This is a genomic window from Acinetobacter gerneri DSM 14967 = CIP 107464 = MTCC 9824 (assembly GCF_000368565.1).
Taxonomy (GTDB): domain Bacteria; phylum Pseudomonadota; class Gammaproteobacteria; order Pseudomonadales; family Moraxellaceae; genus Acinetobacter; species Acinetobacter gerneri.
In genome coordinates this window covers 624,871-645,261 of sequence record NZ_KB849543.1, presented here as the reverse complement: position 1 = coordinate 645,261, position 20,391 = coordinate 624,871, and the positions used below count along the sequence as shown (strand labels likewise).

General features: G+C 35.9%; 14 protein-coding genes and 2 pseudogenes. 5 read left to right on the top strand and 11 right to left on the bottom strand.

The features are described 5' to 3' along the window. On the bottom strand, positions 1-824 hold an 824-nt coding region (locus tag F960_RS22380), incomplete at its 3' end, for a BapA/Bap/LapF family prefix-like domain-containing protein (protein ID WP_004864239.1). Positions 825-1,136: 312 nt separating this feature from the next. After that, positions 1,137-1,721, bottom strand: a pseudogene (locus F960_RS11275) (beta-barrel domain-containing protein); the annotation flags it as partial. An 85-nt stretch (positions 1,722-1,806) separates the two neighbouring features. Here F960_RS11275 and F960_RS11270 point away from each other — a divergent pair. Next, complete coding sequence (locus F960_RS11270; protein ID WP_004856465.1) at positions 1,807-3,141, top strand: ISNCY family transposase; 1,335 nt, start codon at positions 1,807-1,809, stop codon at positions 3,139-3,141. 54 nt (positions 3,142-3,195) lie between these two features. Here F960_RS11270 and F960_RS11265 read toward each other — a convergent pair. The 3 genes and pseudogenes from F960_RS11265 to F960_RS11255 form a co-directional block, all read right to left on the bottom strand. Further along, positions 3,196-3,813 (bottom strand): annotated as a pseudogene (locus F960_RS11265) (HlyD family secretion protein); the annotation flags it as partial. A gap of 10 nt (positions 3,814-3,823) precedes the next feature. Then, on the bottom strand, positions 3,824-5,941 hold the full coding sequence (locus F960_RS11260; protein WP_004864233.1) for a type I secretion system permease/ATPase: 2,118 nt from the start codon (positions 5,939-5,941) through the stop codon (positions 3,824-3,826). Further along, entirely contained in the window at positions 5,938-7,476 is a 1,539-nt protein-coding gene (locus F960_RS11255; protein WP_004864231.1) for a TolC family protein, read from the bottom strand. The genes F960_RS11260 and F960_RS11255 overlap by 4 nt, the downstream gene beginning before the upstream one ends. 881 nt (positions 7,477-8,357) lie before the next feature. Here F960_RS11255 and F960_RS11250 point away from each other — a divergent pair. The 3 genes from F960_RS11250 to F960_RS11240 all read left to right on the top strand — a co-directional run bounded on the left by F960_RS11250 (position 8,358) and on the right by F960_RS11240 (position 11,562). After that, a complete protein-coding gene (locus tag F960_RS11250) occupies positions 8,358-9,410 on the top strand; it encodes an AraC family transcriptional regulator (RefSeq protein WP_035373050.1) in 1,053 nt (350 codons plus the stop codon). 314 nt (positions 9,411-9,724) lie between these two features. Continuing rightward, positions 9,725-10,933 (top strand): DUF1615 domain-containing protein, encoded by a 1,209-nt coding sequence (locus tag F960_RS11245; protein ID WP_004864227.1) that lies wholly within the window; start codon positions 9,725-9,727, stop codon positions 10,931-10,933. Beyond that, complete coding sequence (locus tag F960_RS11240) at positions 10,900-11,562, top strand: HAD-IB family hydrolase (protein ID WP_004864225.1); 663 nt, start codon at positions 10,900-10,902, stop codon at positions 11,560-11,562. The genes F960_RS11245 and F960_RS11240 overlap by 34 nt, the downstream gene beginning before the upstream one ends. Before the next feature lie 219 nt (positions 11,563-11,781). On the opposite strand, the gene F960_RS11235 is transcribed toward F960_RS11240, so the two are convergent. The 6 genes from F960_RS11235 to F960_RS11210 all read right to left on the bottom strand — a co-directional run bounded on the left by F960_RS11235 (position 11,782) and on the right by F960_RS11210 (position 17,731). Continuing rightward, the gene (locus tag F960_RS11235) at positions 11,782-13,026 is read right to left on the bottom strand and encodes an alpha/beta hydrolase family protein (RefSeq protein WP_004864220.1); all 1,245 of its coding nucleotides are present in this window, start codon (positions 13,024-13,026) and stop codon (positions 11,782-11,784) included. Beyond that, positions 13,026-13,625 (bottom strand): VOC family protein, encoded by a 600-nt coding sequence (locus tag F960_RS11230; RefSeq protein ID WP_004864217.1) that lies wholly within the window; start codon positions 13,623-13,625, stop codon positions 13,026-13,028. Before F960_RS11230 ends, F960_RS11235 begins: the two co-directional genes overlap by 1 nt. Positions 13,626-13,692: 67 nt before the next feature. Continuing rightward, on the bottom strand, positions 13,693-14,628 hold the full coding sequence (locus tag F960_RS11225) for a hydroxymethylglutaryl-CoA lyase (RefSeq protein WP_020846606.1): 936 nt from the start codon (positions 14,626-14,628) through the stop codon (positions 13,693-13,695). 2 nt (positions 14,629-14,630) lie between these two features. Next, positions 14,631-15,827 (bottom strand): CaiB/BaiF CoA transferase family protein, encoded by a 1,197-nt coding sequence (locus F960_RS11220; protein ID WP_004864211.1) that lies wholly within the window; start codon positions 15,825-15,827, stop codon positions 14,631-14,633. A gap of 457 nt (positions 15,828-16,284) precedes the next feature. After that, positions 16,285-16,692 (bottom strand): nuclear transport factor 2 family protein, encoded by a 408-nt coding sequence (locus tag F960_RS21540; RefSeq protein WP_004864209.1) that lies wholly within the window; start codon positions 16,690-16,692, stop codon positions 16,285-16,287. A gap of 121 nt (positions 16,693-16,813) precedes the next feature. Beyond that, on the bottom strand, positions 16,814-17,731 hold the full coding sequence (locus tag F960_RS11210) for a SphA family protein (RefSeq protein ID WP_004864206.1): 918 nt from the start codon (positions 17,729-17,731) through the stop codon (positions 16,814-16,816). 489 nt (positions 17,732-18,220) lie between these two features. Between F960_RS11210 and prpR the strand changes: the two genes are divergently transcribed. After that, positions 18,221-20,212, top strand: coding sequence for a propionate catabolism operon regulatory protein PrpR (gene prpR / locus F960_RS11205; protein WP_004864201.1), 1,992 nt, complete (start codon positions 18,221-18,223; stop codon positions 20,210-20,212). Positions 20,213-20,391: the final 179 nt, after the last annotated feature.

The window sequence follows — 20,391 nt, the reverse complement described above, 5'->3', positions numbered from 1 at the left end:
CCTGTTTGCTTTCCTTCATTATCCACAAAGCTTTCTGGTGCTGTAGGTTTAGCAGGAGGTGTGGTATCCACAATCACAATAATCGGATCACTCACTTCACTTTCATTACCTTTTGGATCAGTTACCGTAAAGCCAATCTCATGTTCACCCTCAGGTAAAGGATTGACTGGGGTCAATGTCCCTGTATCTGGATCATATACAGATTCGACTTCCTGACCATCAACGATCAGTTTCGGTATTTCACCATCTTCAATTGGACCAATGATAATACCCGGAGTGGTGTCATCGGTTTCGGTTCCACCTGGGAAAATACCTGTTTTATCGCCTTCATTATCGATAAAGCCTTCAGGTGTTGCGGGCTTTGCGGGTGGAGCTACTGCAACATAATCATTGTCACTATCATTCGCCCACCATAGTATCCCAGCCGCAGCGGTCGGGATAAAAGCCCAAGCCAAAGGACTTGCAGTACCATCATCTTGATAGAGTAAAGGATCAATACTATCAATATAGTTATATGTAATATTTTCTAATAGTGCCCCATTTTCATCAGTAAATTGCACCCAAATTAATTTACTTTCACCATCGTCAAAAACTAGGCTATTTTCACTATGATAAGTTCCATCATTAAAAAATTGATTAATAATAATTTTCTCACCAGAATCTAGTGTTATTAATGCATCATGACCAATTTTTTCAATTTTTTTTACATTATTTCTATCAACTTTTAATATAACAACAGAGGGTCTAGATAATGAAATATTATCACCATCAACTTGATTCAATATTTTATGTGCTTCTTTAGAAATCACTTGAATATGAGTCATATGTTTATTGCTCCAGAACATACCCATAAAATAATACGGCTTATTTTAAAGCCAAGTACCAAACCCAATAGTACGCACATGAAATATCCAATTCAAAACAACTCATAATTAAGTACATAAAAGATTATTATTGAATTTTTAAATAACCAATATTCACATAAAAATAAATTAAATTATTGTTTATTAACAAGTAAAAATAACAATAATAAATAAACAACCTGTTTTATAATATGCATTTAAACAATGATAAATAATGACATGTATTTTAATTTAACCCACAAAAAACCCTGATTTATCAGGGTTTAAAATATCTCACCTTTCTCTAAGTGCTTCTTTCGCTTTATTGAACGGTTTAATCAAATAATCCAAGACCGTTTTATTTCCAGTTCGAATATCAACCGTTGCCATCATTCCCGGTGTAATACTAAATCCCCTTCCTTCTTTATTATAAAGCTTATCTGATTTTGTCCGTATATATACTCGATAATAATACTGATCAGGTTTCACTTCATCCCTTATCGTATCGGGTGAAATAATAGTCACTTGTCCTTCCAATCCACCATAAATCGCATAGTCATAAGCCGTAATTTTGACTAAAGCATCTTGATTTGGATGGATAAACGCAATATCTCTCGGAGAAATACGCGCTTCAATCAACAATTTTTCATCGAGTGGTACGATCGTCATTAGTTTGCCATTTTGTGGAATAATTCCACCCAAAGTGGTGACCTCTATTTCCTTCACTACGCCCCGAACAGGTGCTTTAAACACCGCCCGATTTAAAGTATCCGAACGTCCTTTAATCACTTGTTGTTGTCTTTGTATATCTGTATTGACTTTTGAAAGTTCCTCTCGTGCTTTAACATAATATTGATTATTGACATCATTCATGTTAGAACCCATTTAAAGTGTCTATATTCTCACCAATAAAAATGTCTAGTTTATGATGGTTTTTATCACCATGGACTGGATATAAATATAGATGCTGATCACTATGTCTGACAAAGAAATTCAACGGCTTGCAGTTCTGCAAGACGTTCGAGATCATCGTATTACCCAGGTCCGTGCTGCTGAAATCCTAAATCTTTCCACCCGTCAAATTACCCGGTTATTGCAGAAGCTCAATCAAGATGGTGTCTCAGGTATGGCACATGCCAGTCGTGGTCAACCTGGCCATCGTCGCCATGATGACTTGTTAAAATCAAAGTGCCTTTCCATTATTGCTGAACATTTGCTGGGCTTTGGACCCACCTTGGCGCATGAGAAGCTCAGCAGCATGTTTGACCTGAATATCCCGGTAGAAACGCTTCGGCGCTGGATGACGGCCAATGACCTGTGGATTCCGCGATCCAAGCGCCTGAAGCGTCCATATCAGCCACGTTATAACCGGGATTGCTTCGGTGAACTGATCCAAATTGATGGCTCATATCATGACTGGTTTGAAGGTCGAGCTGCAAAATGCTGCTTGTTGGTTTATATCGATGATGCTACTGGAAAGCTGTTGCATCTGCGCTTTTGTGAGGCTGAAACGACCTTTGACTACATGCTTTCAACCCGAGCCTACATTGAACAATACGGCAAACCTCTAGCCTTTTATAGCGACAAGCATTCGGTATTCAGAGTTAATAAAAAATCCAGGCAAGACAGCCAGATTACGCAATTTGGGCGGATTCTGAATAATTTGAACATCGATATTATCTTTGCCAACTCACCCCAAGCCAAAGGTCGTGTGGAACGTGCCAACAGAACCCTTCAGGACCGTCTGATCAAAGAGATGCGCCTGGAAGGCATCGGTTCGATTGCAGAGGCCAATATATGGTTACCCTGCTTTATTGAGCAGTTCAATCAGAAGTTCGCCAAATGTGCGCGAAACTCAAAGAACCTGCATCGGCCATTAACCGAATCTGATCTTGAACTGGATGATATTTTTACCTGGCAGGAACCGCGTAAGGTCACCAAGAATCTGACCCTGACCTATGACAAGTGTATTTATATGCTTGAACCGACAGAGCTGAATCATAAGCTTGTTGGGCAATACATTTCATTTCTGGAGTACCCGGATGGTACTGTGGCAATCATGCATGAAGGACGGAAGATCAACTATAGAGTCTTCAATAAACTGGCTGGACTACAGCAGAATGATGTGGTTGAGAATAAAAGATTAGGTTCGGTCCTGGCCCATATCCAGCAGCAACATGAGGAATTGGAGAAACAGAATAAACGTTCCCGTCTCAAGAAAAGTATGCCGAGTCGTAGAGCTCAGAAAAATATTATTAAACAAAGAAAGTTGAATCCTGTACTTGACTCTTGTAGTTAAAAACAGGACATTTTAAATGGTTTTTCGCATAGACATTTTAATTGGTGAATAACAATTCATTTGATTTTTAAGATCATTTGCACCACGTTTTAGGCGTAAAACCTCAACCTCACTTGCAGCTCCTTTGGCAACCAAAGGTTCAGTCATTCGTAATTCTTGTTCAACCAAGTACAATGCCTGACGGAGTCCAGCCAAAGAATCCTCAAGATTCATACGTCGTGAATGATAGAGTGCAGTCTCTTGCTGTACTAATTGCTGTATATTTTTGACATTTTCAGGAAAATCCAAAGTAGTTCCACTGACTTCAGCTTGCAAACGTGCCGCGGTAGCTTGTGCGGATATCAGTAAGGATTGTGATTCACCCACATCTGAAGCAAATCGAGTTAAATCGAGCTGAGCCAATATTTGATTTTTTTCAACAATATCACCTTCTTTAACCTCTAATTTTGTCAAAATCCCACCTTCTAAAGACTGAATCATCTGTTCTTTTGATGAAGGAATAACTTTACCTGTACCTGTTGAAACTTCTGCAAGCATAAAAAAGCGCGCCCAAATCAGTAGAACCAATAATCCGCCTGCAATGATCCAAATCACCAAACTAACACGAGGCAAACGTGGATCTTTGTAGGGTGTTGCTGAAGTATATTCTTGTGATTTTTTTGTCAAATTCATGTGGGTTGCCTTATGTTGAAGATGATGAAAATTGATTTAAAATCTGATCACGTGTTCCATCTGCCACAATTTTTCCATCATTCATCACGATGATTCGATCAACCAATTCCAATAAAGCTCGACGATGTGTTGCAACCACCAAAGTTCGATGACCTAACCATGATTTCAACTGCTCAATTAACTGCTTTTCACTGACATCATCTATTGCGGCTGTAGGCTCATCCAATAAAAGAATGTTAGGTTCACATATCAGCAGTCTTGCCAATAACAAAGCCTGCCGTTGTCCACCTGAAAAGCCGATTCCACCCTCTAAAACCAAATGGTCTAGCCCTTCTTTTTTTTCTTCCACGATGCGTAAAGCACCTGTCATTTTCAGTGCTTTTAAAACATCATCATCCGTTGCTAAAGGCGCACCCAACATGACATTTTCACGGATTGTTCCAAAAAATAAATGTGCGTTTTGATTTAACAATCCCATGTCCCGTCGTATATCGGCAGGATCAAGTAAACCGATGTCTATGCCATCTAGATTGACTTGACCTTTAAGTGGCATTTGCATCGCCGAAAGAAGCTGTAACAAGGTTGATTTTCCTGCGCCATTTCGCCCTAAAATTGCGATCTTTTCCCCAGCTTTTATTTTGAGATTCGGAATGACTAAAGTCGGTTTGGTATCTTCCTCTGTGTATTGAAACAAAACACCTTTAAACTCATAATTTCCATACATCACAGCCTTGTGAATCAAATGCATATGATCAGGTTGATCGACTGATTTCTTCATCAATTCATCCAAACTTGTTTTTGCAACTTTGGCTTGTTGTAAACGCCCTAAAACCCCTATGAGCTGTGAAATAGGTGCAAGCATTCGTGATGATAGAATCGAGCAAGCCACCAAGGCACCCGTGGTCATATCCCCTTTCATCACAGCAAAACACCCAACTAAAACTACGACTGCAAAGGTTAGACCTTGGATTTTCTGTGTCCATGCAGTCAATACACCAACGATTTTCCGTTGTTGCATGCCGATACTTGCTGACACTTCATTCATGTGATTCCATTGGTTTTGAAATCTCGATTCAGCTCTGAGTAATTTGATGTCTTCAATGCCCTGCACAGCTTCAACTAATATCGCATTACGAATTGAAGATTCACGCATGCCTTCCTGCGCCAAATTTGCCAACCTTTTCTGAGCCAATAATCCTGGAATAATCATCAATGGCACAACCAACAACATGACCCAAAAAAGATTTCCACCAATAAGCCAAAAAATCACCAGAAACAAAAAGAAAAATGGCAAATCTGCAATTGCACTAATCGTAGTAGACGTGACTAATTCTCGAACACCTTCTAACTCACGAATCTGTGAAATAAATGTGCCCGTAGATTTTGAGCGTTCATTATTTTTAATCCGCAAGGCATGCCCAAATACACGATCTGAAATTCTCAAATCAGCGCGCTTTCCGATAATATCTGATAAATAAATACGTGAAACTCGCAGTAAAAATTCGAATGTTGCAGCAATAAGAACCCCTGCAGCCAGTACCCACAATGTTGGTATCGATTGTGCGGGTACGACACGGTCATACACCTGCATAGAAAATACAATCGTGGACAAAGCCAAAATATTGGCAATAAATGACGCAAGCATAATGTCGAAATAGCGTTTCCAATCATTTAAAACAATTGACCAAAACCAGCTTTCCTCATAAGGCTTTATATATTCATCTACCCTCGCATCAGGAACCGATATTTCTGGCCGTACGATATAAACGGATTGAATGAGACTTTTCAACTCATCTAAATGAAAAGCTTGGGCAAGCCCTTGCTCCCCACTCAACTGAATACTGATATTGCCGTGACTATCCGCTTTTTCTACTACTCCAATTTGACCGTCCTGAAACTCAAGAATGATTGGCAAACGCCAAGGATTGATCACATCAACTGAAAAATCGACTTTACGAAACTTCAAACCTAACTGTCGGCAGATCAAAAACATGACATCTTCAACACTTTGATTTTGATTCCAATCTAACTGTAAGCGTACGCTTTCTATAGAAGCCTCGATACGATAATGTTTAGCGACGATCATGACCGCTTGCAGCCAAGGTTGATAATGAAAAGACTGACTCATGGCTGAACCTCGATCCCCTGAATAGAAATATGATTAAGCTGGTAAATATCTCGGGAACGCCCCGTAACTTTTATAAAATGAGCAAGATTGCTGTAAATGTCATAGCGAGCATTTTCAAGCTCAGAATTCGCTGTATGTATAGCTATTTCTGCATTGAGAAGATCAATCACTGATCGCGTTCCAAGCTTATATTGCTCTTGATATAATTCTCGCGTCCGAACAGCAGTTTCTTGTCTCGCAACCAAGACTTTGATTAAACGCTGTTTATTTTTAATGTCCTCACGTGTAATACGAATCTGGTCCAATACATCCATATACACAGCATTTACTTTGGAACGAGCCGCTTGTTCTGCATAACTGACCGCGCGTGTCTGCGCAGAAATCGCCCCACCTTGATAAAAATGACTTGAAGCTTCAAACATAACCGAACTATAAAAACCATCATCTTTATTGTTATTTGGGTTAACACCATTGATCGCCTGATTGAGAGAACCTTTTACAAACAAGGTGGGATAACGACTCAAATCAGTCTGATGCTTTTGATATTGCACAACCTCAACTTCTGTCCGAGCTACAATCATGGCAGGTATAGTATTGAATTCAGGATCACGAAATAAATCGGAAGCATTTACCAAATGATCTGGAATAATCCAATGACGATTTGAAATATCAAATCCCAATAACGTGCGTAAACGTTGCTGATATTGTTTGAGTAACAACTGCTGAGCAATCAGATTTGATCTTGCAGATTCAAGATATGATTGCGCCTGAATTGGATCGGCTTGACTACTGATCCCTGCGTTGGCCCTAAGATTTGCGATATTCAAAATACCTTGAATACCTAAAATTTGTTGCTGAGCCGTATTTGATAAACTCTTATATCTTTCAATATTGATCATCGCCGCAGCTACTTGATTAGCAATATCATCAATACTGACCAGAACATTTGCCTGTTCTAGCAATAATTTGGCTTTTTCAATATTTACACTGGTTTTAGTTTTCCCAAAATCATAAAGCATTTGAGTCGCATTTAAACTCAACAACTGCTGACCGTGCTGCCCACTGCTTAGATCGCTGGTCGATACGCCACCAGAAATTTGTGGATAATACTGAGACTTGGCTACATCAATGGATGAATTCTGAGACGCTAAAAAAGCAATTGCCTGTGAAATCTCAGGGTTACGCTGAATCGCTAAACGAATAGCACTTAAAAAATCTATCTCTTTTTCTAAAGCGACAAGACGTCGAGAAATGGACTGAGAGCCGACAGATTTTAGAATAACTGTTGGTAACACCTCTTGTGTAGAACGATCAATATAGGAGAAATTACTCAATTTTTTAAATTCAACAATTTTATATTGATCATTTTCTTTTGGCTTAAAAACCTGATTTAAACTTTCAATTAACTTTTTGTTGGAACTATTCTCAGAAAAAACCGCAGCAGAAAAAAATAACAAACCAAAACATAAATAAAATTTAACGACAATGAGTCTCAAAAAAAATCTTATCTTCTTTATATGGAACAAAAAATCCATCAATAACCAATCTCAAAATATTGCAACACATCACATCTTATTTATAAGCTTTGCATTAGTAACCTAATCAGCAATAATTTTTAAAATAAAATCACAAGATATTGATTTACTTAATATTAAATAAAAACATGTATTAAACCATGTTTAATACAAAATCACATAAATACACCATATTTTCTTATCCGCACATGAACAATAAAATAAAAATACACTTAAATTTAAATATAATAATTTTTTCAATAAAACAAAAATAAAAACACTTTATAAAATTTACCAAAATAAAAAATTACACAACTCAATATACATTTCTATAGGTTAGTCATGATTTGACTTGAATAAAAACAATCTAAAAAATCTGTCAAATGATGATAAAAAATATTGTAATTCACGCCACATTTATCTATAAAAATCAAATTTCACAGTCCATAATACTGCTAAAATAACAAATAAAAATCAAAAATATTACAATAAAGTCAAACATTTAGATTTTAAAATAAATTAATTTTATTTACATGAATAAGAAAAAACCATCTCAAACATAGAAGAACGATGACTTGTCAAACAACCATTAAATCAGTTAAATTATTTTAAATATCTTATCTAGACAAGGTTGCATGAAATTTTATTAATATGACAAAATTTATTTTTAACACAAACAAATAGATCATTTAAAAAACTTTAGTATTATATTTTTTAAAATGATAAGGTAAGATGAAAACAAAAAAAATATCAAAGAATAAAAAACCTCATTCACAATTAAAAAAAACCCACCAAGACTCAATTAAGAATTATTAAAAATAATTTGCTATATTTCACAATAATCATATGAAAATATATGATTATAAATCGCAATTAAATATTATATTTTAAACTGGTGAGATATGCAGACTATTTTAAAAAACAAAAGTGTTGGAAGTGGAATGATTCGTCTTCTAAATAAATTTTGCAACATCAAAAAAATTAAAACACCTGTTAAAAATAAATATGATGTAAATGACAATATTTATTATGACCTTTGGTTAAACAAGATAAAGTGTGTACAGCAACAATATAATAAAGAAGGTTTAGGCTTAGAAATAGCAAAATACGTCGATATACGTGATATTGGTATTTGTGCTTATATCGCAGAAAGTTGTGAAAGCTTACTTGATTATTTACCAATTTTCGAAAAATATTCAAAGATTTGGTATAACTATACAAAAAAAAATATTTTCTTCAATGGAGATGAAGTCATCATTTCTTGGAATAAAGGTACATATTATACTGCTGGGTTATATATCCGAGAAACTATTATCTCTGAGGAACTCCAAGTTGCGATTATTTTTCAAAGGATTTCTCAAATGTTGGGAATATTCGATAATATTTTTACTAAACTAGAATTAAGCATACCAACACCTAAAGATCCGAGTATTTATGAAAATTATTTTAAATGCCCTGTTTTTTTTGATATGCATCAGACCAGTATTTTTATTTCAACTAAAATTTTAAGCACAAAAAAGGAAAAATCAGATACAACTTTATTTTATATTCTTATCCAATATGCAGAAGTATTACTTAAAAATATACCCAAAGAGTCTGATTTTGTGAAGTTAGTTAAATTAAGTATTGTAAAATCAATTCTTAATGGTAATCCACATATAGATAATATCGCAAAATATTTAAATATTTCGACTCGAAGTCTACAAAATATTTTAAAAACCAAAAATGCTTCTTTTCAAGACCTATTAAAAGAATCTAGAGTTTTTCTGGCAAAAAAATATCTCAAAGAAACAGATTTATCTATTATCGAGATCGCAAACTTATTAGGTTATAAAGAACAAACATCTTTTACTCGTGCATTTAAAATATGGACAGGTGAAACACCAACTTGTTGGAGAAATAATCATATAAAATCATCGTTATATAGCGAATGTAATGCTCTACAAGATAATTAAGTTAGATAAATGGCTTAACGACGTATTGCCACAACACTGTTACACGGGTCAGTTGTAATGAATACATTCTAAGCACTGACCTCATCCTGAGTGTTGTCAAACGCAACATCATTTAACTTGGCCATAAGCGACATACAAAAGTGTAATGATGACGATTTAAAGCAAATGTTGTAGATGAAATGAATCATCTTTCATCGAATTATTTGACAGTTTGACCAGACCAATATACATATATATTCATACATTTGACGACTTCCATAGTATACTGCATCAGCCAAATTGGCTCTCCCTTTTTAGTATGTGTTTTCATCGCTATGAAAAAATTTATGTCACAGCCTAGTTTTCTAAAATCTATCAGTGTTATGACTTTAGCACTCAGTCTTGCTGCATGTGGTAAAGGCTCTATTTGGTCAGAGGATGACGACCCCACTTTAAAGGAAGAACAAGTTAAAAAACTCATCCCTGCACGTGTGAATGATCGTGCATCATGGGCAAAAGATATTTATCAAATTACCAGTGATCTAAAAATCCCCCAAACCAAAGATAATGTTTGCTCGATCATTGCTATTGTTGACCAAGAGTCAAACTTTGTAGCAAACCCTGTCGTGCCCGGTTTAGGTGACAAAGCGGTTAAAGAAGTTAGTTCACGTTTAAAAGAAAAATTTGTTGATAAACTCGGTGATACCATCGGTGAACCGATTGGGGGCTATTTCGAAACCGTTTTAAAAAATCAGCCTACGCCTGAAGACAGCTATTTAAAACAGATGCGTAAAGTACGAACTGAGGAAGATTTAGACGTGCTCTATCGAGAAATTTTCGATTATATGTCTAAGCATTATCATGTTAGTGCGCTTACTGGTGCTACCAAACTGGTTGGACAAGATATTGCTGAGAAAATGAACCCGATTACCACCTTAGGTTCTATGCAAGTTCATATAAATTATGCCAAAGAACACAAACGTAATAATGTGAATATTAATGAATTACGTGATGATTTATATACCCAATACGGCGGACTGTATTATGGTATTCATCGTCTTATGATGTACCCTGCAGATTACGATAAAGCGATTTATCGTTTTGCTGACTATAACTCAGGTATGTATTCAAGTCGTAATGCTTCTTTTCAGCAAGCGATTGATAAATTGACCGATGCTAAACTTGATTTGGATGGTGATTTATTGTCTTATGACAAAAACGGCAATCCAAAAGCTGCCGTGACTGATACTGAAAAAGCTTTATTGACATTATTCACTCAAAACAATGTTTTGATTACTCCGCGTCAATTGCGTAGCGATTTAAAACAGGAAAAAGAAGCAGGTTTTGAAAAGACGCAAACTTACATTGCTGTCAATAAACTGTATAAAGCCAAAACAGGTAAAGATGCACCTTATGCCATCATGCCAGAGGTTTTGATTACAGGACCTAAACTGAGCCGTGATTACAACACCAATTGGTACGCTAGTCGTGTAAATGGAAGATATGAATCATGTATGCACCGCGCCAAGAGAATAAGAACTTAGCCCTATTTGATTTTGATGGAACCTTGTGTAAAAAAGATAGTTTCACAGGGTTTATCTTTTATGCGCTATCAAAAAGGCACATCGTTAAACAAGGTTTAAAAATTCTTCCTTGGATTCAGGCATATTATCTTAATGTTTATCCTGCAAATTCGATGCGCCCGAAACTTTATAATGCAATGTTTCGCAATGCTAATGCAGATGAAATTCGAATTTTAGCGCAAGAATATGCACCCTCTCTACTTAATCATCTCAATAAAAATATTTATAAGCAGTTTTTGATACATAAACAAAATGGTGATGAGATCGTCATCGTTTCAGCATCTATTGATATTTACCTTGAGATTATCTGTGAAATACTCGAAGTTAAACTGATTTGCACCAAAACAGAAATTAAAAATGATAAATTGACCGGTTCCTATGCCACAGCAGATTGTAGTTGTGAACAAAAACGTATTCGAGTTTTAGATGAATATAATCTTGATCATTACCATAATGTTTATGCCTACGGTAATAGTAATGAAGATTTGGAAATGTGTGCTTTAGCTGATTTTTCTTATATCGTAGGGCGAGATAACCATTTACCGAAAATCTTGAATCACAAAAAAGATAAAAGCAAAGAACTTACTTAGGAGATTGAATAGCTTTACAAGGGTTGCTTATTTTCGACATCAGCTCGAAGCTTTTGTTTATGTTTAAATACCATAGAGTTTCCTCCATAACTTAAGCTAAAAATTAAATTTGTAATCTGTTTAGGCATGAAAGAAAGCTCAAAAACAAGTGTTGATGAGCTTTCTTCGATCTAATGCGTACGATTCAATATTAAAAATAAAATCTTAATATTTTAAATATCATCCCCAAAAACCGCGTTGTTCTGCCCATTTTTGTAGAGCATTCAAACATTCATCCATCAATTCAGGCTGATTACGGTAATAATGTGTTGCACCCTTAATTTCAACATAAGTTTTATCAGGTGTTGCAAGCGCATCACGAATAATTGGATTGTGTGTTGCAGGTACTGCATCATCGGCCTCATTGACGATTTGTAAAACAGGTGTTTTACGAATCAAGGTTGCATTGACAGAACCTTTCGCATTTGAGTAATCATAAGACCATTGAGATAACCAGCTTCGTAACGTAGAAAATCGTGCTAAGCCTGCAGGCGCGGCATTTGCTTCTTGAGGATTGCCTAAATAACAGTCATTTGCTTTACGCCCATTTGGGTCAACATTTGTATCTAGCCAACGCACATCACACATGGTTCTATGTGTGACAAAACCTCGTTCCATTTCACCATTTTTCTTCAATGCTTCTAACATTTCCAAAGCCCAATGTGAAATTTTACGATTTCGTTCTCTCTGCTTTTCTCTAAATGCCAAAACAAAATCTTGAGTATATTGGGGCTTATTTGGACAATCTGGCGAATAAATATCGAATTCAGGATTTCGAATATCTGGATTACTTTCAATGATGATAGATGGATCTGTCCATTCAGTTAGTGTTTCTGCCCGACTCAAGTGTGCTGCGATAAAAATAACACCATCAGCAGGAATAAGTTGAGCATCTATTAGGCTATATGGATCACCCGCTGGTGTATGGGTAATCGTTGGGTTCTCTGCTTGTGCTTGATAAAATAATGATAAAGAACCGCCACCAGACCAACCGACTAAAACAACTTTTTCATAGCCTTTATTTTCTTTGGCATAGCGAATATATGCACCTAAATCTTGAACCACTTTCTCCATAATCAAAGCGGTATCATTATATGGATAACGGCTATTTGCACATAATACATGTTGTCCTGCTCGTGCCGCCAAAGCAATCGGCATAGGAAGTTGAGCTAAATTCCCTGATGGATGCATCATGACATACAATATTTTTGATTCAACGCCACGAGGAATCAAAAACTGACCTTCAACTGTAACTTCGCCAACAGGTCCGTGAAAACTATATGTTTCTACAATTTTTTCTGGATCTGCAAACTTAAAAAGTACGGGAATACGGTCAAACTCATATTTTTGCGAAGGTATGTTAATAGATTGATCATAATCTTTTGGGGTCAAATTCCGCGCACTCATATTAATATTGTTACTCATTATGCCACTCCTGTTTGCTTATGATTTTGTGCTTTTTCGAGCGACCATGCTTTCAGGTTGTCTCGAGCTGTTTCTTTGGCATGTACATGAAAATTTTCGTCAACACTGTCAAATGTCAACTCAAGGTGCACGCCATTTGGATCTTCAAAATATATAGATTCAACAAAACCATGATCTAAAGCGCCAAGCACACTGACACCTGCATCTTCCAATCGTTTTTTAGCTGTTAAAAGTTGGCTTCGATCTTCAACCTTAAATGCAATATGGTTGATGGGTGGATGGGGAGAAGTCATAGCACTTGTGGGTTCATCTAATAGATCAAAAAAAGCAATGCACGATTTATCTTCTAATTCAAAAAACAAATGCATATAAGGTTTACTAAAATTAGGACTAGGAAGATCTCTCTCATCGACTCGAAGTGCATGTACCAACGGCCATCCAAGCAAGTCTTCATAGAAATGACGTGTTTCTTCTGCGTCATAACAAAAATACGCAGCATGATGTAAACATTTCACGGAAATATCAATTTTATCAATATGTTGATCTGCTGATAAAATTGTACGCCCTGACTCGTTTTTTATACTTGAATCATTATTCATGTCATTCTCCTTGACTGATGTTTTAATTTGAAGATTTTTTCCACTACTTCAAACTGAAAGAGGTATTTTAAAAATTTAGGGTCTTGGGATTTAAAGTAGTCGTTGCTCTAACATTTTGTCTTAACCATTTTATTGAGCCACCTCCGAGCGTTTTATCGAGTACCTGCTGAGCATGGTCAACAGCATACAAGAGTTTTTCTAGCGAAATACCTGTATCAAAACCACTCTGCTCTGCCATAAGTACCAGATCTTCGGTTGCCATATTTCCTGCTGCACCAGGTGCAAAAGGACATCCTCCAATCCCGCCAACACTGGCATCGAACCATCGGATTCCACATTGCAGTGCAGCCCATGCATTGGCAACTGCCATTCCTCGTGTGTCATGTAAATGGATCACAATTTTTTCCGCAGGAATATATTTCAAAATTGCATTTAAGCGTTCAGTGACCTGAGCGGGAGCCGCTGAGCCAATGGTATCAGCAATAACAATCTGATCTGTCCCAGCCTCATACACTTTTTTTGCAAGCTCAACAACTCGTGGCAATGGCGTTTCACCTTCGTATGGGCAATCAAATGCGACTGATATATACGTTCTCGAACGTATATTTAGACGTTTGCTTTCCTCGATCAATTGCAATGTAGACTCAATCGCTTGGGCCAAACTCATATTGATATTTTTCTGGTTCATCATTTCAGTTGCACATAACACAAAAGCCACTTCTTTGACGCCAGCCTCATGAGCCTTTTCTAAGCCTTTTAGATTTGGAACCAATACAAAACTATTCAGCTGAGGAAATGCACCTTGTACTTTAGGAAAAAGTTCAGCTGCATCAGACATCATCGGTACAGCTTTAGGCGAAACAAAACTTGTCACTTCGGCATTTTCAATACCTGCTTCAACCAATTTTGAAATCAGTGTAAATTTATCTTCTGTGCTTACAGCAACAGATTGATTTTGTAATCCATCTCTTGGCGCTACATCAGTGATATATATCCGTTCCATAATCACCCCACGATTCCAGAAACTTTGAGATGGGTAATTTGTTCATCTGAATAATCTAACCATTCATGCAAAATTTCATCGGTGTTTTGACCAAGTTCTGGAGAGGCTTTAAATTTTGCTTGAGTGGCATTGGAAAGCTTTATGGGATTACCTGGCATATCCAGCTTTTCACCAGAAGGTAAATCAACGGAAACCACCATATCTCGTGAAAGAACCTGAGGATCTCTCAACGTCTGTGCCATATTATTGACTGGACCACACGGGATTCGGACTTCCTGTAACTTCTCCAACCAATATGCGGTTGGATGTTCAAGTAATTTTTCGGTAATCAATTGATCAATTTGATCTTTTATAGCAAATCGAACAGGTTGTGCTTTTAACTCTGTTTTTTGTAAATCAGGAATTTGGATAAAATCGGCGAAACGCTCAAAAAATGGATCACCAATACAGGCAATAATAATATGACCGTCTTTTGTTGGATAACAATTATAAGGAACATGAACAAAGTGACCATTGCCGATCCCTTGCGGAACCTCTTTCGACATCAAATGCATTGTTGCCATATAGTTCAAAAGTGAAACCTGCACATCTAGCATCGAAATATCGACATGTTGTCCTTTACCTGTATGTTCTCTTTCTGCCAGTGCGGCAAGCACGCCCAATGCGCCAAAAACACCACCTCCCAAATCACCCATTGGGATACCACTTCTCATTGGTCCAGTTTCAGGTGTTCCTGTGATGGACATTCCACCACCCATTGCCTGAATCACCTGATCAAATGCAGGACGATTTACTTCTGGTCCAGTTTCACCAAAACCTGTCACGGAACAAGTGATAATTTTAGGATTCACCTTGGATAGGCTTTCGTGATCGATCCCTAGACGTTTGGTTACACCGACACTGAAGTTATCAAACACGACATCAGCTTTACGAACGAGATCAAAAAAAACCTCACGACCCTCAGCCTTTTTCAGATCAATGCAGACACTTTCTTTATTACGATTGAGTGTAAGAAAGTATGCTCCTACGCCATCTTTTGAATAGAGTTTGTCATTTTCCAATAAACGTCGTGTTCCCTCACCTTTTACAGGAGGCTCTACTTTAATAGTTCTTGCACCTAGGTCAGAAAGTATCATCGTTCCATAAGGACCTGAGACCATATGTGTTAAATCAAGAATAGTGATATGTTCTAAAGCCATATGTTCACCTCCAATGTTGCAATGGCATTTTTTATTCCTGCCTCTTATAAAGCACTAACCATGCCAACATTTTTAGTAAAATTATGCATTTGAAATATATAATTATTATTTTATTTATATTGATTTTAAGATGTTTCATTATAAATAATGTTTCAACTTAATGACATGATTTAAATAAATGATTTGAAAATATTATTATTAATCAAATAAATATTTTATTAAAGAATGAAACATTCATGTGTTTCATTTTTTAATATTGGAACACTGTATTGATATATGATCTTGATCAATTTAACACTTCGATCCAAAAACTCTAAAAAAGTAGTTTATATAAAATAAAATGGACGTTATAAATAACGTCCATTTATTCAATACATAATGTTTATTGCCGCTACAAGAGCCGTTCTAATGGTAAAAAATTCAATGCAGTATCAAACTTTGGGGTTGAATATGACTCTCACTCACCACCCACAAATAACTTAGTTGCATGGTAACTATCCATGTGCTCAGTCAATTGGGTAATCTTACCAAGATCATTAAAATGAAAGAGAAAATGGTATATATTTTCATAGATCAAGCCAGCCTTAAACTCAAATAATCCAGTAGCTTCGACAGCAACTCGGTTATCTTCAGCAGTGATATTTAAAATCTCAAATTTGGCTTGTGCAACTTTTCCACTAAAAGCAGAATGTAAAAAATCACTAAATTCTGCCGCAGATGTGAGATGCGTTGCTAAGGGTGATTTTCCGGGCAAAATGTATTGCATCTCATCAGCTAAAAGCTGCCGAAGACTGTCAAAATCAGTCTTCGCTAGATATTCTAAAAAGCGTTTAGCCTGAGTTTTATTTAATTCAACTTGATTCATTTTAATACTCCTCGATATTTTATTTCACACAATATTTTCTCTGTATTCATTTTGACAATCATATTGATCTAAAAAATTTTAGCTATAAAAATACAGAAAATGTTTAACATCCCCACATAAATTAATATGGAAATGCGACAGATATAAATAAGCTATTATTTTGTGATTTATTTTTTGCCACTAAATCTTTTTGGAAACTGGCACTCATAAAAACTTTATTGGCGTGGTTATAATAAATTCCTGGGCCTATAGAAAAACCTTCAGTTTTTGAATCTTTAATTTTCTTACCATCGATTTCATCATTTTCAAACTGATTAGAATAATAACCAACTAGACCGGGCTCCCAATTTCCGACTTTATAAGAAAACATATAATCAGCAAAAAACTCTGTTCCATTTTTATATTGAGTATCATCATTCCTCCAGTTAAAAGATACCCGTGGCGATATACCAACGGAGAAACCACTTTCATCTCGATATTTGACTCCAAATGTTGGTTGAATTGAATAGTGATTGTTGGAAATATTCAGAGCTTTATGTTTTGAATATGAGTTTGAAGGGATGACATAATAGACTGTAGCGACGGTTTGCCAATTTTTCTTTTCTCCCAAATTCCACTGTAAACCCAGTGGAGCTATCACGATATCGCCTAAGCCATCTGCGGTACTGTTCATACGTACATTGGATATATCCATTGAATTTCGGGCAGATGCATAAGTTACAATTAACTCAGAAGCAACAGCATCAGCCTTAAACAAATGAGAATCCCAAACTGCAACAAACCTTAATGATTGAGAAACCACACTGAAATCAAGATTTAAATTTTCTGTTTTATTCCCATTATGATCATTTATACGATTTGCTGTACCATAATAAGTTAAGCTTTGCAGATAATTACCCGGTATTGGTGGATATTCTGCAATAAAATACATTGACCCACCGGGTGGATAACTTGACTTCCCATTTTCAGCTGCCAGTATTTCGTTTGAACAAAATAAAAATAATAAACCTGATACAATTTTTTTAAATATAATATCCATATATTTATTAATCCTTAATATTTTTCATCCTTTAATATTAAGATTAACTTTATGTACTCAATTCAATCTCAATCTTCCTGATTTACAATCATGAATTTACGTCTAATTTAAAGTTAACCCAAAAATTCCTGAGATTTTATTTTCTCCAGTTTAATTTGATTATGTTGTCTTAAGCAGAATGTATGCCACTTTTTAAAATATTAAATATTTATTAAAAATCAAAATCTTACAAATAAATGAAACATTTCCAATTTGTTTCACCTGTTTCACAAAAATAAAAAATGAAACATTATTTTTAATACACTTACTAAATTTTACAGACTAAGCTTTTGTTTCAATTATAAATATTATATTGAAATAAGATCGACAAAATGTCTCACATTACTTTTCTATGATGGCTTAGTTTCATCATATTCAAATACATATAGACATCATATTAAATCTATTCATTTCAAATATAGAAGGATCTATATTTAACAAAGAGCACATATGACAACCATGCAAAATATAAACAGTAAAAATAAATATATGCCTCGTATCTGTTTTATGAGTCATCATTTATTGAGAACTTTCTCTAAACCCATTTTGGAGGAATACGCTTTTCGAGCACAAATAGAAACCCTGGACGCCAGTTTTGATCAAGTGCTCGGCCTTGCAAATGAAAGAATTAAAAATGCAAATGTAGATGTTTTCTTAAGTGCAGGTTCAAATGCCAGTATCTTACGTGACGGTGTACAAACACCTGTGGTGAGCATTGATGTTTCAGGTTATGACTTGATGAAAGCACTCATCAAAGCAAAAGAAATTAGCCCAAATGTCGGTGTGATTACTTATGGTGATGCCATCCCATCACTTGATGATTTAAAAAGTTTATTGTTGTTAAATCTGACCCAATATCATTATAAAACACCACAAGAAGCTCAGTTATGCATTCAAAAGCTTAAAGATAAAGGTGTAGAGGTCGTCTTAGGCTCAAGTATTATTGTCGAATTGGCTCAAAAAGCAGGTATGCAAGCCATACTCACCTATTCATTACAAAGTATACGTACCGCTTTAGATCAAGCGCTAGAAGTTGGACGTATCGCCCATCTGGAACACACACGGTTTGACCAATTAAACAGTGTCTTACAAACCCTGCCTGATGCTGTGGTTGCAGTGAATAATCAAGAAAAAATTATTGCAATCAATCATGCCATGAAAAAGATTTTATCTGTTGAAAATCAAGATATTCGTGGAACTAATCTCTCTGAGGTACAGCCTGAGCTATCTTTAAAGGATGTACTTCAAAACTATACAGGCGATGAAATCCCCTCCTCTGTTCTACAACTAGATCATCGAGATTGGGTGAGTCACAAAGCAGCTATATTTGAGAATGGGCAAATCGTCGGCGCGGCCATTACCCTACATGATGCTGGTACAATTTATACTTCAGATACCAAACTTCGAATGTTTGAACGTAAAAGACAATTTACGGCAAGACATCATTTTGGCACAATTCAAGGTAATAGTAGCGCACTCAAAAATACAATCAATAAAGCCAAACGCTATTCAAAATCAGAGTTTGATATCCTCATTATGGGCGAAAGTGGTACAGGTAAAGAACTTTTTGCACAAGCCATACATAATGAAAGTCATCGAGCGAACCACCCCTTTATTGCGATTAATTGTGCAGCATTTCCAGAAACGCTTATTGAAAGTGAATTATTTGGTCATGATGATGGTGCATTTACAGGATCAAAGCGTGGAGGAAGACGTGGTTTAATTGAATCTGCACATAAAGGAACACTTTTTTTGGATGAAATTGGTGATATGCCCCTATCCTTGCAAACGCGCTTACTCCGTGTTCTACAAGAAAGAGCGATTACTAGATTAGGATCTAACACACCCATTCCGATTGATATCCGAGTTATTGCTGCAACACATCAACCTTTAAAAGATCTTGTTTCACTTAAATCATTTAGACAAGATTTATATTATCGCTTGAATACACTGGAGCTTAAACTCCCGCCCCTGCGAGAAAGGAAAATTGATATTTCATTACTTTTCGACAATTTCCTAAAATTAAATATAGCAAAAAATTTTAAAAATCATGCAATTTTGGATGAGATTCAACATTTGCTTTCACACCATTTAAATCAGTATCTATGGCCAGGTAATATTAGAGAATTAGAAAGTATAGCGAAACGAGTCGCTATTCTTTTACCAACACTCACCGTGCCGATTGATGAAAAACTCTTGTATGAAGAATTGCCAGATTTTTTTGCAATACATTCATTGCCAAATAATATTAATTCTGTGCGACCTCCTCAGATAAAGAACCCACATATCAGTGAAAAAGTAGCTTTCGAAAATTTGACATCTCACTTTGATCAAGCGACTGCTGCATTGAAAATGGCAAGTGGTAACCATTTTCAGGCTGCAACTTTACTTGGTATTAGCCGTACGACCTTATGGCGTTGGTTGAAAAGTAAAAAATCTTGAATGAATGATAGAAAAATGATGCTTATTTTATCGCTTAAATTTTTGTAATGATTATTTATAAGCTCGTTCTAAAAATAAGCCTTCATTTTGTTGTAATGAGTCGTTTTTCTATTGGTTTAGGCTTATTTGTTTAGGCTTACTTCTAAGTTCGGAAGTTTTACCATGAGAAAGCCCACTTT

What these genes read in the sequence shown, in the direction of transcription:
- F960_RS11245 (WP_004864227.1), top strand. Translation starts at nt 9,725, where the DNA reads ATGAAAAAATTTATGTCACAGCCTAGTTTTCTAAAATCTATCAGTGTT.
- F960_RS11220 (WP_004864211.1), bottom strand. Translation starts at nt 15,827, where the DNA reads ATGGCTTTAGAACATATCACTATTCTTGATTTAACACATATGGTCTCA.
- F960_RS11240 (WP_004864225.1), top strand. Translation starts at nt 10,900, where the DNA reads ATGTATGCACCGCGCCAAGAGAATAAGAACTTAGCCCTATTTGATTTT.
- F960_RS11225 (WP_020846606.1), bottom strand. Translation starts at nt 14,628, where the DNA reads ATGGAACGGATATATATCACTGATGTAGCGCCAAGAGATGGATTACAA.
- F960_RS11255 (WP_004864231.1), bottom strand. Translation starts at nt 7,476, where the DNA reads ATGGATTTTTTGTTCCATATAAAGAAGATAAGATTTTTTTTGAGACTC.
- F960_RS11250 (WP_035373050.1), top strand. Translation starts at nt 8,358, where the DNA reads ATGCAGACTATTTTAAAAAACAAAAGTGTTGGAAGTGGAATGATTCGT.
- F960_RS11210 (WP_004864206.1), bottom strand. Translation starts at nt 17,731, where the DNA reads ATGGATATTATATTTAAAAAAATTGTATCAGGTTTATTATTTTTATTT.
- F960_RS11270 (WP_004856465.1), top strand. Translation starts at nt 1,807, where the DNA reads ATGCTGATCACTATGTCTGACAAAGAAATTCAACGGCTTGCAGTTCTG.
- F960_RS11260 (WP_004864233.1), bottom strand. Translation starts at nt 5,941, where the DNA reads ATGAGTCAGTCTTTTCATTATCAACCTTGGCTGCAAGCGGTCATGATC.
- F960_RS11235 (WP_004864220.1), bottom strand. Translation starts at nt 13,026, where the DNA reads ATGAGTAACAATATTAATATGAGTGCGCGGAATTTGACCCCAAAAGAT.
- F960_RS11230 (WP_004864217.1), bottom strand. Translation starts at nt 13,625, where the DNA reads ATGAATAATGATTCAAGTATAAAAAACGAGTCAGGGCGTACAATTTTA.
- F960_RS21540 (WP_004864209.1), bottom strand. Translation starts at nt 16,692, where the DNA reads ATGAATCAAGTTGAATTAAATAAAACTCAGGCTAAACGCTTTTTAGAA.
- prpR (WP_004864201.1), top strand. Translation starts at nt 18,221, where the DNA reads ATGACAACCATGCAAAATATAAACAGTAAAAATAAATATATGCCTCGT.